Origin of the sequence: Lientehia hominis (assembly GCF_021044755.1) — a bacterium.
GTDB classification, from domain to species: Bacteria; Bacillota; Clostridia; order Lachnospirales; family Lachnospiraceae; genus Lientehia; species Lientehia hominis.
This window is the reverse complement of sequence record NZ_JAJNOR010000004.1, coordinates 312,687-326,976: the sequence shown is the minus strand read 5'-3', so window position 1 is coordinate 326,976 and position 14,290 is coordinate 312,687. Positions and strand designations below refer to the sequence as shown.

The 14,290-nt window shown below is 50.6% G+C and carries 16 protein-coding genes; all 16 read right to left on the bottom strand.

What is annotated here, in order from left to right; translation table 11 throughout:
* Window positions 1-190 precede the first annotated feature (190 nt).
* A complete protein-coding gene (spoIVB, locus tag LQE92_RS08300) occupies window positions 191-1,483 on the bottom strand; it encodes a SpoIVB peptidase (RefSeq protein ID WP_231062510.1) in 1,293 nt (430 codons plus the stop codon).
* Window positions 1,484-1,659: 176 nt separating this feature from the next.
* Window positions 1,660-3,336, bottom strand: a complete 1,677-nt coding sequence (recN, locus tag LQE92_RS08295) for a DNA repair protein RecN (RefSeq protein ID WP_231062509.1) — start codon at window positions 3,334-3,336, stop codon at window positions 1,660-1,662.
* Between the two features lie 13 nt (window positions 3,337-3,349).
* The gene (argR, locus tag LQE92_RS08290; protein WP_147596480.1) at window positions 3,350-3,805 is read right to left on the bottom strand and encodes an arginine repressor; all 456 of its coding nucleotides are present in this window, start codon (window positions 3,803-3,805) and stop codon (window positions 3,350-3,352) included.
* Window positions 3,806-3,824: 19 nt separating this feature from the next.
* Entirely contained in the window at window positions 3,825-4,649 is an 825-nt protein-coding gene (locus LQE92_RS08285; RefSeq protein WP_231062508.1) for an NAD(+)/NADH kinase, read from the bottom strand.
* Window positions 4,646-5,440 carry a TlyA family RNA methyltransferase gene (locus LQE92_RS08280; RefSeq protein ID WP_231062507.1) on the bottom strand — a complete coding sequence of 265 codons (795 nt, stop codon included), beginning with the start codon at window positions 5,438-5,440 and terminating at the stop codon, window positions 4,646-4,648. The genes LQE92_RS08285 and LQE92_RS08280 overlap by 4 nt, the downstream gene beginning before the upstream one ends.
* Window position 5,441: 1 nt before the next feature.
* On the bottom strand, window positions 5,442-7,313 hold the full coding sequence (gene dxs / locus LQE92_RS08275; RefSeq protein WP_231062606.1) for a 1-deoxy-D-xylulose-5-phosphate synthase: 1,872 nt from the start codon (window positions 7,311-7,313) through the stop codon (window positions 5,442-5,444).
* Between the two features lie 9 nt (window positions 7,314-7,322).
* The gene (locus LQE92_RS08270) at window positions 7,323-8,210 is read right to left on the bottom strand and encodes a polyprenyl synthetase family protein (protein WP_231062506.1); all 888 of its coding nucleotides are present in this window, start codon (window positions 8,208-8,210) and stop codon (window positions 7,323-7,325) included.
* On the bottom strand, window positions 8,200-8,427 hold the full coding sequence (gene xseB / locus LQE92_RS08265; protein ID WP_231062505.1) for an exodeoxyribonuclease VII small subunit: 228 nt from the start codon (window positions 8,425-8,427) through the stop codon (window positions 8,200-8,202). Before xseB ends, LQE92_RS08270 begins: the two co-directional genes overlap by 11 nt.
* Complete coding sequence (xseA, locus tag LQE92_RS08260; protein WP_231062504.1) at window positions 8,420-9,628, bottom strand: exodeoxyribonuclease VII large subunit; 1,209 nt, start codon at window positions 9,626-9,628, stop codon at window positions 8,420-8,422. Before xseA ends, xseB begins: the two co-directional genes overlap by 8 nt.
* Window positions 9,629-9,632: 4 nt before the next feature.
* The gene (gene nusB / locus LQE92_RS08255; protein WP_231062503.1) at window positions 9,633-10,040 is read right to left on the bottom strand and encodes a transcription antitermination factor NusB; all 408 of its coding nucleotides are present in this window, start codon (window positions 10,038-10,040) and stop codon (window positions 9,633-9,635) included.
* A gap of 116 nt (window positions 10,041-10,156) precedes the next feature.
* A complete protein-coding gene (locus LQE92_RS08250) occupies window positions 10,157-10,543 on the bottom strand; it encodes an Asp23/Gls24 family envelope stress response protein (RefSeq protein ID WP_231062502.1) in 387 nt (128 codons plus the stop codon).
* A gap of 87 nt (window positions 10,544-10,630) precedes the next feature.
* On the bottom strand, window positions 10,631-11,386 hold the full coding sequence (locus tag LQE92_RS08245) for a SpoIIIAH-like family protein (protein ID WP_231062501.1): 756 nt from the start codon (window positions 11,384-11,386) through the stop codon (window positions 10,631-10,633).
* A gap of 14 nt (window positions 11,387-11,400) precedes the next feature.
* Window positions 11,401-11,997, bottom strand: coding sequence for a stage III sporulation protein AG (locus LQE92_RS08240; protein ID WP_231062500.1), 597 nt, complete (start codon window positions 11,995-11,997; stop codon window positions 11,401-11,403).
* A 48-nt stretch (window positions 11,998-12,045) separates the two neighbouring features.
* Window positions 12,046-12,726: a stage III sporulation protein AF gene (locus LQE92_RS08235; protein ID WP_231062499.1), complete on the bottom strand. Its 681-nt coding sequence runs from the start codon at window positions 12,724-12,726 to the stop codon at window positions 12,046-12,048.
* A 26-nt stretch (window positions 12,727-12,752) separates the two neighbouring features.
* Window positions 12,753-13,895, bottom strand: coding sequence for a stage III sporulation protein AE (locus tag LQE92_RS08230; RefSeq protein WP_231062498.1), 1,143 nt, complete (start codon window positions 13,893-13,895; stop codon window positions 12,753-12,755).
* The gene (gene spoIIIAD, locus LQE92_RS08225; RefSeq protein ID WP_231062497.1) at window positions 13,892-14,272 is read right to left on the bottom strand and encodes a stage III sporulation protein AD; all 381 of its coding nucleotides are present in this window, start codon (window positions 14,270-14,272) and stop codon (window positions 13,892-13,894) included. Before spoIIIAD ends, LQE92_RS08230 begins: the two co-directional genes overlap by 4 nt.
* Window positions 14,273-14,290: the final 18 nt, after the last annotated feature.

The following is a 14,290-nucleotide window of genomic DNA, read 5'->3' as shown; positions in this document are numbered from 1 at the left end:
CTGCCCCCGCAGCCTGACAGCAAGTCCTGCTTTCCGTCGTAATCCTGTTATTTTTTTCCTTTACAGGGGTACTTTCCCATTATAAAAGAGAAGAAGGTAGAATAGCAACGGAAAAGAGACGCTTTAATCGACATTTTTCTGTCGTATTTTGTCGAAAAAGAGAATCCTTGCAGATCATATTAAAACTTCTTTATTTCTTTACAGTCTCTTCCTGCTTTTCCAGCATGGTTTCCAAAAAAATCCCGTATCCTTTTGTAGAATCCTGAACAAACACATGTGTCACCGCCCCCACAACTTTTCCGTCTTGTATGATAGGGCTGCCGCTCATGCCCTGAACGATTCCTCCGGTCAGCTCCAAAAGCTCCGGATCCGTCACCTGAACAACCATTCCTTTGTTGCTGTCTGTAGTGATATCTGCCTTTATGATCTCAATGTCATATTCCTTGACTTCTCCGTCTGCAGAACATCGAATGGACGCAGGCCCTAGCTTCACATCCTGCTTAAAGCCTACAGGAAGCGCGTCTGCCGCTTTCATATCCCAGTTGGCCAGCTCTGTATGGCCGAACACGCCGGCCTGCGTATTGCCAAAAACATCTCCCCAATGGCTGTCGCTGTAGACAATCGTTCCGAGAAGAGAGCCCGGTGTACCAGATTGGCCCTTTATCACGTCCTGAATCTGAGCTTTTTGAAGATCACCTTCGGAAGCCTCCAGCTGCTGCCCTGTATCCGTGTCACTCATCGCGTGTCCCAGAGCACCGAAATAACCATTTTCATCCACATAAGTGAGGGTGCCGATGCCCTGGGCATCATCTCTTACCCATATCCCGGCCTTACAGCTCCCGTCACTGGTCAAAACCGTATTCACCTTAGCTTCTATCATCTCACCGTCCCTGCGTATTTTAAAAACACAAGGCGCCTCACCATTGGAAGATATCGCGGCAATCAGCGCTTCCTTATCTGCTACCGGCTGTCCATTTGCCTCCAGGATATAATCTCCGGATTTCACGATGCCGTAAGCCGGTTCCACAATGCTTCCTTCTTTATCCGTCAATTCGCTCGTACCGACTACCATAACGCCGTCCATTTCCAGATAGAGGCCTATGGATTCGCCTCCTGGAATCACTGATCGGGATTCCACCACGTCAACCTGAATGTTGCGAAGCGGCAGCCAGCCAAACAGCTTGATGTCCATGTCATAGCTGCCAAGGGAAGTCCCCTCCACTGTAAATGCCCGGTCTGTATTGATTCGGACAGCGCCCTCCGGTATGTTCGAAATACTTCCTAAAAGCACTTCTTCATTTTCCGTTTCCAGGGTGCTTCCCCAGGGAAGAGAAAACTGAAAAGTGCCTTCTTCCCCCACCACGACACGGATTTTTTCGGGAATCATATGCCGAATATAATAATATGAGAACAAACAGGTAAAAATAATCATGATCCAGATCAGCCGTATGAGAAACTGTCTGTATTTTTGTTTCCGTGTCATGGCGCGCCTCCGTATTTTAAAGAATTTTCTTTTTCAATCGCTCCCCTTTATTATGGAGCAAAAAATAAAACGCCATGCAAAAGAGCCTCATTCAATCTGAGGTAATTTTTCCCTCGATCGAACAAGGCCCTTAGTTACTTGCATTTTCAGGCTTTCTTCATATTACGGATGTAATTTTACCGTTTGTAAGTCATTGCCAGCTCTTTCATCTCCCTCGCATTCTCTGCTACCGCATCGGTAATGGCTGCACCGCTCAAAAGACGGCAGAGCTCTTCTATTTCTTCTTCATCAGAGAGCTTTGTGACCTCTGTCACTGTCCTTCCATTTTTTACATTTTTTTCAATCTTATAATGGCAGTCGGCCATGGCCGCTATCTGCGGCAGATGGGTGATGCAGATTACCTGATGACTCCTGCCGATATCATTCAGCTTTTCCGATACCTTCTGGGCCGTCCTGCCGCTGATCCCCGCGTCGATCTCATCAAAAATCAAGGTTTCGATATCATCCGTGTCCGCCAGCACAGCCTTGATTGCCAGCATGATCCTGGAGAGCTCGCCTCCGGACGCCACCTGAGACAAGGGCCTGAGCTCCTCACCGGGATTGGTGGAAATAAGGAACTCCACCTCATCGAATCCGTCCGGCCCCGTCTGCCCTTTTTTCGTAAATCCCATGGAAAACTGAACATCCAAAAAGTTCAGATCTGCCAGCGCGGAACGGATGGACTCCGTCAGATAAAACGCCTCTGCCTTCCGAATCTTTGACAGCTCACCGGCAAGCAGAAGCACACTCCTTTCTGCTTGTTCAAAAGCAGCCTTCGCAGCCTGTTTTCTTTCATCAAATGCCGCCAGCTTTTCAAACCGGCTTCTCCTGGTATCCAGAGATTCCATCATATCCTCATAGGAATCTCCATATTTAACCTGAAGACTGTGGAGAAAATCCAGACGCTTTTCCATCTGGTTCATCTCCCTTTCATCAAACTCCAGTTCCTTTCCGTATTCAGTCAGCGCACGGTTCAGGCTGCCTACGATATCTTCCGCCTCTTCCGCCTGCGAAAGAAGCCCTGCCAGCGCTTCATCATAATTTACCACTTCAAAGAGGGCGCGGATAGCCCGGCCGAGAAACTCTCCGGCTCCGTCCTCATCTCCCGTCAGCTCCTGGGCTTTCGAAAGACTCTCTGTGATCCGCTGCCCGTTCATCATGCGTTTATAGCGGAGCTCCAGCTCCTCCGTCTCGCCCTCCTGCAGACCGGCGTTCTCCAGCTCCCGTATCTCATAAGAAAGAAAATCCATCTCCCGGATTCTCTCTTCCTCCCCTATCTCATAGGTCGCAAGTTCCTTTTTGGATGCCGCATAGACGGAATAATTCTCTGCCAGACGTTCCTTTACCGTTTCTTCCTGATGTTTCGCATACGCGTCCAGAATCTCCAGATGCTTGGACTTATGTAAAAGCGACTGGTGCTCATGCTGGCCATGGATATCGATCAAAAGGCCAGTCACTGCCCGCAGCCTGGATACGGTCACCGTCTCATCGTTAATCTTGCATATACTCTTCCCCTGGGACAGCTTTCTGGCAATCAAAACAGAGCCGTCCTCCTCCGGAACGACTCCAAGCTTTTCCAGCGCCTCCTTCTTCTCTCGTCCGGAAACACTGAACAGGAGCTCCACACTGGCAGGTATATCCTCATTCCGACACAGACCTCTTGCGGTCTTTGCCCCCAAGGCCAGATTCACCGCGTCGATCAGGATGGATTTCCCGGCACCGGTCTCACCTGTCAAAATATTGAGGCCGTCTCCAAGGCTCACATCCGCTTCTTCAATGAGGGCAACATTTTTCACATGCAGATTCAGTAACATGGCACATCTCCTCTCACTGGGATGACATCACCCGGCGAAGCTTTTCCATAACAATGATAGTATCATCCACGCTCCTGACCGCACACATGATGGCGTCGTCTCCTGCAATACAGCCCACGATCTCATGGAACCGAAGTGCGTCAAGCGCCGCCGCCACTGCCATAGCCATGCCGGGCACGGTCTTCACCACCAGGATATTCTGGGCCATATCCATGGAGACAAAACCGTCCCGAAGGATTCTGATATACTTATCATTCAGATTGCTGTCGGCTTTGTGGAGCACCACATATTTCTGTCCTCCTCCGTCCACGGCCACCTTTGTCAGCTTCAGTTCTCTGATATCTCTGGACACGGTAGCCTGAGTCACCCGGAATCCGGCTTCATTCAGTTTCTCCGCCAGCTCTTCCTGTGTCTCAATGTCATACTTTCCAATCAATTCCACAATTTTGCTGTGGCGCTCAATTTTCATGTCCATTTCCTCCTCTATGTCATTCCGCCGACATTTTATGGCGGAGCGTTTCCAAAAATCCAATCCGGTTCAGCTTCAGGATCTTCGTCGTCCTCATGGCTTTCTGTATCTCTATATAGTCCCCTGCCTGGAACGGACATTGGTTGTCACTGTCAAAGCCTACCGTAGCTTCCACCTCCGCGCGTCCCGGAGGAACTACCAGCTCCAGCTTTATCTGGCTTTTTGCAGAAAGCACGATACTCCTGTTTATCATCGTATGGGGCGCTATGGGAGTCAGAACGATCAAAGAAGCCGTCGGCTCCACGATCGGGCCGCCTGCCGACAGATTGTACGCCGTGGAGCCCGTGGGCGTAGCCACGATCATACCGTCCGCTGCATAGGCATTCAGAAATTCTCCATCCACGTATACCTTGAACCGAATCACCTTAAAACCGGATTTCCTTCCGATCAGGATATCGTTGAGGGCGATGTCTTCACAGACCATCTTTCCGTCATGATATACGGAACCTTTTAACATCATCCGCTCTTCCACCACGGAGGGTCCGCTTTCCAGCAGCTCTTTCAGGCCGCCGAGGGCCGAATGGATATCCAGCTCCGCCAGATACCCCAAGGTTCCCAGGTTCACGCCCAGGAGCGGGACATCCTTCCACACCAGGTTCCTGGCCGCCTGAAGGAGAGTCCCGTCACCTCCAAGGACCAGAACGCAGTCTGTATCCTCAGGTATCGGCGCGTCTGCGTTCAGCACACAGACTTTTCCCTGGCTTTCCAGAAATCTCTTGATCTTTCCGGTCACTGTAAGCTCCGGGTCTTTCTCTCTGTTCGTAATGATATAAAATCGGTTCATCTCAATTCCTCATGGGCTTTCGCAACGATGTCTTCCGGGTTGATGGTTTCCGCGTCTTCTCCTCCCTTTATCAGAAAGAGCAGATATTCAATATTTCCCTCCGGGCCTTTGATCGGAGAAAACTCCAGGGCCCTTCTGCCAAATCCGATGCTTCCCGCATAATCCATTACCTTACGGATAACCTCCAGATGAATCTCCGGCTCTCTGACCACTCCTTTTTTTCCGACCTTTTCCCGTCCGGCTTCAAACTGGGGTTTGATCAGGCATACCACGCCTCCTCCGTCCTTCAGAATCTCCCGCACCGGAAGGAGTACTTTTGTAAGGGATATAAAAGAAACGTCAATGGAAGAAAAGTCCGCCGGTTCACCGATGTCCTCCGGCGTCACATAACGGATATTCGTCTTTTCCATACAAACGACCCGTTTATCCTGCCGAAGCTTCCAGGCCAGCTGCCCGCGTCCCACATCGACAGAATATACCCGTACCGCGCCGTTTTGCAGCATACAGTCAGTAAATCCTCCTGTGGAAGCTCCCACGTCCATGCAGATCTTCCCATCCAAAGAAATCCCGAACTGGCTCATGGCTTTTTCCAGCTTAAGCCCTCCCCGGCTCACATATCTAAGGGTCTGCCCGCGGACCTCGATGGGCGCCTCCGGCTGAAACGATGCCCCTGCCTTATCTTCCCGCTGCCCGTTTACAAAAACGATTCCCTCCATGATCATGGTTTTTGCCTTTTCCCTGGATTCAGCGAATCCCCTGGAAACCAGCAGCACATCGAGACGTTCCTTCATTTTAGTTTTCCTTCCGTATATATTCGTTCTTGATCCTCTGGAAAATGGAGTCCGCATCCAGCCCCAAATCCTTCTTAAGGATATCTACTGGTCCATGCTCCACAAAAGTATCCGGAACCGCAGCTTTCAGCACCTTCGTCCCATAGTCCCTTTCATGTATATAAGAGGAGACCGCCTCTCCGTATCCTCCGCAGATCACATTCTCTTCCATGGTCACAAGACATCCGTGAGTCTTTGCCAGATCGTCCAGCAGTTCTTTATCCATGGGCTTGACAAACCGCACGTTTACCAGCGTAGCCGATATGCCCGATTCCTTCAGCTTCTCATGGACCCGTACTGCCGTCTTCATCATGCTGCCGACAGAAAGAAGTGCGATTTCTCCGCCTCTGTATATCACTTCACTCTTTCCTAACTCTATAGGATCCTGATACTCCTTAAGTCCGGAATACGCGGTGCCTCTTGGATACCGGACAGCAAACGGTACTCCCGCCTGTATTCCGAATTCCAGACCGTTCCTGAGTTCATACTTATTCATGGGTGCAAAAACCGCCATTCCCGGCATGCTTCTCAAATAAGACAGATCAAAGATCCCCTGATGAGTCTCTCCGTCGCAGCCTACGAGACCGGCACGGTCAATGGCAAATACCACCGGAAGCTTCTGAAGACAGACATCATGAAGCATTTGATCATATGCCCTCTGCAGGAACGAGGAATAGACCGCCACCACAGGCTTCAGTCCTCCCGCAGCCATGCCGGCCGCAAATGTGACCGCATGTTCCTCGGCAATCCCCACGTCAAACAGCCGGTCCGGATAGAGGGCGGCGAATTTTTTAAGCCCGGTGCCCTCCGGCATCGCTGCCGTGACCGCTACGATCTTATCATCCTTTTCTGCCAGCCGGCAGATCGTATGAGAAAAGGCTTCCGTATAGCTGATACCTTTTTTCTCCTCCACAGATTTGCCTGTCTCAATGCAGAAAGGGCCTATTCCGTGAAATTTGACGGGATACCGTTCGGCGGGGATATATCCTTTCCCTTTCTTTGTCTTCACATGGATGAGAATCGGCCGTTCAAATTTCTTTGCTTCCTCCAGAATACGAACCATTTCAGGAATGTTATGACCGTCCATGGGGCCCACATAGGTGATGTCCAAATTTTCAAAAAACATACCCGGAACCATGAACTGCTTCAGCGCCATTTTGGCGCGTACAATGTTCTCCACCAAAGGCTCGCCCACTCCCGGCACCTTGGACAGCCCCCGGCTCACATCCCGTTTTAGATTGTTATACCCGCTGCCCACCCGTATTTTGGACAAGTACTTCGAAAACCCTCCGGTACTCTCCGAGATTGACATATGATTGTCATTAAGAATGATGATGAAATTGCTCTTCAGCCGGGACGCATTGTTCAGGGCTTCATAGGCCATTCCTCCCGACAGAGCGCCGTCGCCGATGACAGACACCACTGTATAGTCCTCGTGCAGACGGTCGCGTGCTTCCACCAGGCCCAGACCAGCCGAGATTGACGTGGAGCTGTGTCCCGTATCAAAGCTGTCAAATTCAGACTCTCTCCGCTTGGGAAAGCCGCTCATTCCCCCATATTCCCTCAGGCTCTCAAAATCTTCTCTCCTGCCGGAAAGAAGCTTGTGGGTATAGGACTGATGCCCCACATCCCAAACGATCTTATCCTCCGGCAGATTGAGAGCCAGGTGAAGGGCCATGGTCAGCTCGACCACTCCCAGGTTGGAAGCCAGATGGCCGCCGTGTTCGCTCACTTTCTCTATTAAAAACTGGCGGATCTCCTCTGCCAGCGCTGGAAACTGTGCAGGGTCCAGGGCCTTCAGATCCTCAGGACTTCTGATTTCCTCTAACATGATCTCATCCTCTTATTTTTCTCTCGTGATCAGCGTAAGGATCAGCTGATTCAAAAATTCATTTTTTCTGGACAGGCCATTTAAGGTATCCACCGCCCGCCTGGAATAAAATTCCACCTGTTCCCTGGCTTTATCAAGCCCTTCCAGGGTCACATAAGTAGTCTTATGGTTCTTTTCATCACTCAGCACCGGTTTACCGAGGACTTCCTTTGAACTGATAACATCCAGGATATCGTCCTGAATCTGAAACGCAAGACCCACATCAGAGGCCACCTGTTCTATCTGTTTTACTTCTTCTAAAGAGGCCCCGCCCAGAACGGCCCCTATCATCATGGATGCTTCTAAAAGCGCCCCTGTCTTCAGCCGGTATATGAAATCCAGCTTGTCTGCCGGAACCGGCTCACCTGTCATCTCCACATCCACCGTCTGGCCGCCGATCATGCCGTATATCCCTGTCTTTTCTGCCAGAATACCGATACACCTTCCCGCCAGATCCGGCCGGTCCGTCTGCCCAAAGGCTTTTGATGCGGTTTCAAAAGCATAGATCATCAGAGCGTCCCCCGCCAGGATTGCCATATCTTCTCCGTATACGACCCAGGTGGTCTTTCTGCCTCTGCGGTATTCGTCGGCATCCATGGCCGGAAGATCATCATGGACGAGAGAAGAGGTATGGATCATTTCAATGGCCGCCATGAATGGAGCGATCTCATCTCCCTTTCTGCCGAACAGACGGAAGCTCTCCTGCATAAGAAGCGGGCGAAGTCTTTTGCCGCCCGCCAGCACGCTGTAATTCATCGCTTCCAGGATTGTCTTCTGAAACCCCTTTTCCTTCGGAAGGTACGCCCGGATCATCCGTTCAATATCTTCCACTTTTTTATTCATTTCCTCTTTAAAGTTCATGCTGTTCCCCACTTTCTTCCAATACCAGCACTTTTTTCTCCACTTCATCTATACTTCCGCGGCATTTCTTTACCAAGGCGAGGCCTTCCGCATAAGCCGCGAAGGACTCCTCCATGGAAAGTTCTTCTCCCTCCAGGCGTCCGATTATATCATCCAGTCTTTCAAAGGTCTGTTCTATACTCAAAGTTTCCGCCATGTCCTGTTCCTTTCTATTCATCTGCCGGGTCCGCTCCGATGACCTCAGTCTCTACGACACCATCGGACAGTTGTAAGGACAGCCTGTCCCCTGGCAGCGCCTGAGATGCCGACAGCAGACGGCTTCCGTCCTTTTTGGTCACAAAGGCATATCCTCTCGTGATCCGGTCAAGGGGAGAACAGCCTTTCAGCCGCTCCGCATAAACAGCCAGCTTATGATCTGCTGATTTGAGCTTGTCCCTCATGACTGAGGAGAGTTTGTCCTGATACTGGTCGAGCAGCTGTCTTTTTTCCGCCACCTGATGATCCGGACGGAATCTGCCCAGTCGGAGCTCTTTCGCTTTCAGCATCTGCTTCAGCCTATCCATCCGGCGTATCACAGCTTCTGACATCCTCCGTCTCGCTTCATCAAGCTGAGACAAAAAAAGACGATAGTCATAAACGGCCAGCTCAGCCGCGGCTGAAGGAGTCGGCGCACGCAGATCTGACACGAAATCAGCAATCGTAAAATCCGTCTCATGACCGACTGCGGATATCACCGGCACAGAACAGTCAAATATCGCCTGCGCTGTCTTTTCTTCATTGAAAGCCCATAGGTCTTCAATGGAACCGCCGCCTCTGCCTACGATCATACAGTCGACACCGAACCGTTCCAGGGCCTCGATTCCCGCCGCTATGGTATCGGCGGCTCCTTCTCCCTGTACCTTTGCCGGATACAGTATCAGGCGGACGTGGGGATTTCTCCTTCCTGCAATATTTATGATATCACGGACTGCCGCACCAGTGCTGGCTGTGACGATCCCGAGAGTCTTAATATAGCGGGGAATCGTCTGCTTATATTCTGATGCAAAAAGTCCTCTCTCTTCCAGTTCCCGCTTCAGCGCTTCAAACTGCTCATAGAGACTCCCTATCCCGTCCAGAGTGATCTCCCTGGCGTAAAGCTGATATTTCCCGTCTCTTTCAAAAACATTTACGGCTCCCGACACGATGACCCGCTGGCCCTCTTTCATGGTAAAGGGAAGTCCTCCCCGGTTTCCGGCGAACATCACGGCCTGCAGTACCGCCCCCTTGTCCTTCAGGGTGAAGTAAATATGGCCTGAAGAATGATATTTACAATTGGACACCTCACCTTTTACGGATATGGCCCCCAGCAGATAATCCTGGGTAAACATATTTTTAATATAGGCGTTTACCTGTCCCACCGTATAGACGCTCCGTCCCATCTTTTCAGTTCTCCGTAACAAGCTTGGCTAAAATCCCATTGACAAAAGACGGAGAATCATCTCCGCCGTATTTTCTGGCTATCTCCACCGCTTCATTGATGGCTACCTTCTCCGGCACCGCTTCCTCATACAGCATCTCGTAAAGCGCCAGGCGCAGGACCGTCAGGTCCACCTTTCCCATACGTCTGGTCTTCCAGCCCTTCGCCACTTCATTTATCCGATCGTCCAGTTCTTTGACGTGTCCGTAGATATCCTCTACTTTTCCGAACATATAGCTTTCATCTTTTTCTTCCAGGGGCTCCAGCTCTTCCAGGTATCTTTTCACCTGCTCGCCAAATTCCGCCTCAGATTCAAAGAATTCTTTGCGGAACAGCATGCGGAACACATGCTCCCTCAGTTCTCTTCTGCTCATGTGCATCCTCCAAAGTATTTCGGTCTTTCCAAAGGCCGTGCCCGTGAAAAAAACCGTATGGTCCTTTCGGACATAAGGAAAAAGGGTGCTTTTATGGGCACCCTTTTCAGTTCTTCCTATCTGGTCTTGTCAATATTCACACCGGCGATCTTCACATTCACATCAATCACCGAAAGTCCTGTCATATTCTCAATGGCCGACTTCACACGCTCCTGAACCTGTGCGCATACATCGGGGATACTGTAGCCGTATTCCATATTGAGAGATAAATCCACCGACACGGAAGTATCCAGCACATCTACCTTCACGCCCTTGGAGAGATTTTTCATCCCCAGCTTCCCGACCAGCTCATTGGTAATGTTTCCCGCCATGGATGCGACTCCCTCGATCTCCGTAGCCGCCAGCCCGGCAATGATCGCCACCACCTCATCCGCGATCTGAACTTCACCAACGGTCTCTTTGTCGTGACGCAGGGGATAAGTATTTCTATTTTCATGTTCCACCGCCGCTACCTCCTGTACCTAAAATTCATACTTTGTCTTTCATTATACCAAAAAGATGAATATTTATCAACCAAATATGTAAAGTCTTTACTGGTCCAGGTCCATAAGGGTGATGACTACGTTCGCTGCGTCTACCTCGGTCTTCCTCTTGACAATATCCTCGATCTGTGCTCTTTCCGCATCGGTAAGTTCAGTTTTTCCGACTACCACGTCCACGGTCCCGTCATTGATGCAGACTACAGAATCCGTAAAACCCTTGGCCCCTAGAAGAGTCTCTGCCGCATTTTCTTTCTCCGCGACCGCAGTGAGGGCGATCATCTGATCCACCGCCGCCTGCTTCTGGTCATCTGCGATTGCCGCATTGTTGATGACCTCCATGAGGGTCTCTTTATTCTTGCTGCGTACCTGCTCCCGGTTCAGCTGCATCTGTGACACATAATTGCTGACCGTGACCCCGTTCGTAAGAACGGCTTCTCCGGGTACAGCGGCCCCTGCCTCTCCGGCTGCCGAGGACTCTTCTGCGGCCGCCACAGACTCTCCGTTCTGAGCGTCAGTCGCTGCTGCTGCCTGTGTTTCGTCACCGTCCTCTGCCGGTGTGTAAACATCCGTCAGACTTTCTCCGTTCGCTTTGGAAAGTGCCTGATTCTCTGCCAGGACATCTTCATCGGAAATGTCCAAAAGTCCTGCGGCAACAGTCTCTTCTGCAGCATTTCCATCGGCCTGAGCCTTTTTCTCTCCGCCAAGGAAATTAAATTTCCCCGCATAGCTTAAGTAGCCTGCCACGGCAATCATCACTGCCAGCAGGGTCAGGACAATCTGGTTTTTTTTCACAATTCGTTTCACAGTACCGCTCCTTTTTAAGATTCTTCTTTGACTCTCTTTAATACTTTAATTTTATGTGCGGGAAGGTCAAATAATGCTTCCATTGCCTCAGAGATTTCAGCTTTTACGGTAGCTTCGCCTCCGCCCTCCGCCGTAATGACGATTCCTGTCACCTTTGGACAAAGCTCTTTTGTCACGTAGGGACTGTCTTCACTTCCAGTCAGAACCGTCTGGCTGGACTGGTTCTTCTCCTCCACAGATCGGGAACCGCCCTCGCTGTCCGTCTCTTTTGTACTGCTCTGTTCAAGGGAAGCGTCTGTCTGGAGAACAGTCTCGCCCCCCGATTCCAGGGTCACCATGACCTCCGCCTTTCCCACTCCGTCTATGGTGGACAGAATCTCCGCCACCCTTTTTTCCATTTTCTTTGCATAATCACTGACATCCGACGTTCCGCTCCCACTTCCGTTTTCACTGCTGACTTCCTGTTGTCCGCTGCTTTTTTCTGTATTCTCCCTATTCTTTTTTGTCGGGAGAGCGATCACGAGCAGGAGAACGCCTGCGAGAAGAAGCAGAATCCAGGTTTCCGTCTTGATCTGTTTTAATTTCCGGAAATTAAAATTCCATTTTTTCATTAAAGCTCTACTCCCTTCCTCTGGCATCCCCGCGCCGCGGCCTGATCCTCATCTCCGGATATGGATACTGTCCCCTGCCGCGGAAAATTTCTCCGACAGCAGTTTCCGTATCGTTTCATCTTCCGCTTCTTCCCTATAATTTCTGGTATTTTCTCCCGGTTCCTTCTCCATTTCTTCTCCTTCTCCGGCTTCATCCCCCTCTTCTCCGCCATCCTCATCCAGAATCTTTACCTTCCTCTTCTCAATGACGACCGGATCGATACTTCCGGTCTCTCCTGAGTCTTTTGACGCACGTTCACTCATGGTAAAATCCACTTCTATTGAAATCACCTGACCAAACGTTTCGCTCTCATTCACGGTATCCAGATTCACCCTGACAGCAGCATTTCCGCATCCGGCAGCCGCAAGAGACTCCGATACCTGGTAAGCCAGCTCTTCCTCATACTGGGAAATCACCGAAGAAGAATACTCTTCTCCTTTGAGTTCCAGCTCCTCCCGGAATTCCTCCTCTCTTCCCTGGCTTTCAAGCTCTGTCTCAAACTGAGAGAATACATCCTCCAGGCGGAAGAGCTTTCCCACCGGAGCCAGTACGATGAGAACCAGTACCATTCCCATGAAGTATTTGATATACTTGACGTTTTTTCCCTCCGGAAGGAGCTTTAAGACCAGCGACATAAAAATGAGATATGCCGCTATATTCTTCACCCACTGATAAAATCCCGCCAGCATCTGCCGCCCTCCTCCCTGTTTTCATTTTAAATCTGCACCGATGTAAATGCGCATAAAATCCCTATCGTCAGAAGAAACATTCCGGCAGAGGCAGTCGTTACCTTTAAAAGCAGACGGGTGCCGGAGGCCACTCCCGACAGACATTCTGTGACCCGTTCATCCGCCACGGGCTGCACCATCGCCGCCGCTCCGTGGTAGAGTATTGTGATGACGGCCAGCTTAAGGACCGGGACCGAGCATATGAGCAGCAGAGCGATCAAAGCTGCCGCTCCTATCCCGTTCTTTATCAGACTGGCCGTGCCGGTGATGAGGCTTGCAGCCGCTCCGGCCCCTCCCCCAATGCCGGGAATCGCACTGAGCGCCTTTGTCACCACACCTGTCTTCATGGAATCGGCCAGCGGAAGAACCATGCTCTGGATTGCCCCGTATCCAACCACCAGCCCTATGACAGTCTTAAGCCCCCAGCTCAGAACCAGCTCCAAAAGCTCTGTCATCTTCGTCAAGATCTCTTCTTTTGATATATGATTCACCAGGCTCAGCACCACATAAATTTGGATTCCCGGAAGAAACAGTACCTGAAACAGCCATTCCACGATGCTTACTGCTCCCATGATAAACTCATAGGAAAAGACAGAAGTCATGGTCTTCCCGGTAGCAGCTACTGCCAAAGTGAATGCCGGAAGCAGCGCTCCCATGAATTCCATCACATGGGTCACTGTATCCTTGGCCACCTCGGCTGCTTCAAAAAATGCAGTCAGGAGCAGAGAAAGGAGCAGCAGATATGTCACATAAAATCCAGTCTCTCCCGCTTGTTTGTCCTGGAAAGAGGAAGCAAGACCGGAAAAAATTGTCCCAAAAGCTGCTATGAGAAGGACATGTCCCAGACTTTTCCTGTTTATAGAAATCTCCGACAACAGACTGTTCTTCAGATATACCGGCACCTTTTTGACCGTTTCTCCAATCTTTCCTGATACAAGAGCGTTCACCATGCTGGAAAAAGTCGGAGCCGATTCCTCCAGAGCATCATCCATCACCTCCTGGGCGCCGCTGTAATCGTAGTCGTCAGCCTGCTCCTCCAGGGACTCTGCCCGGACACTCATGGGAAAGAGGAGCCAAAAAAGCAGAAAAAACACGATGCCCATGCGGCTGAGCATTTTACGCCGCCTCATGTGAGCAGCTGTCCCAGGGTCTTAAGAAGGGACAGTACCACCGGCATGCTGATCAGCAGGATGGATAGTTTTCCAAACAGTTCAATCTGACCAGCCACAGAATTATATCCGCTGTCCTTGCACAGAGAGGCTGCAAACTCAGAAACATAGCTGATTCCCAGCATTTTAAGCAGGATCTGCAGATACTTTTCTTCAATGGTCACATATTTCCCCAGCTGCCCCATTGCCTCCACGATTCCTTCCAGCTTGGTAAACGCATAAAAAAAGATGAGAATGCCGGCGCCGAATACCACATACATACCGAACTGCGGCTTCACCTCCCGAAGCTGCATGGCCATCAGGATGGCAGCTACCCCTACTACTGCTATTTTTATCAATCCAATTCCCTCTTTCTT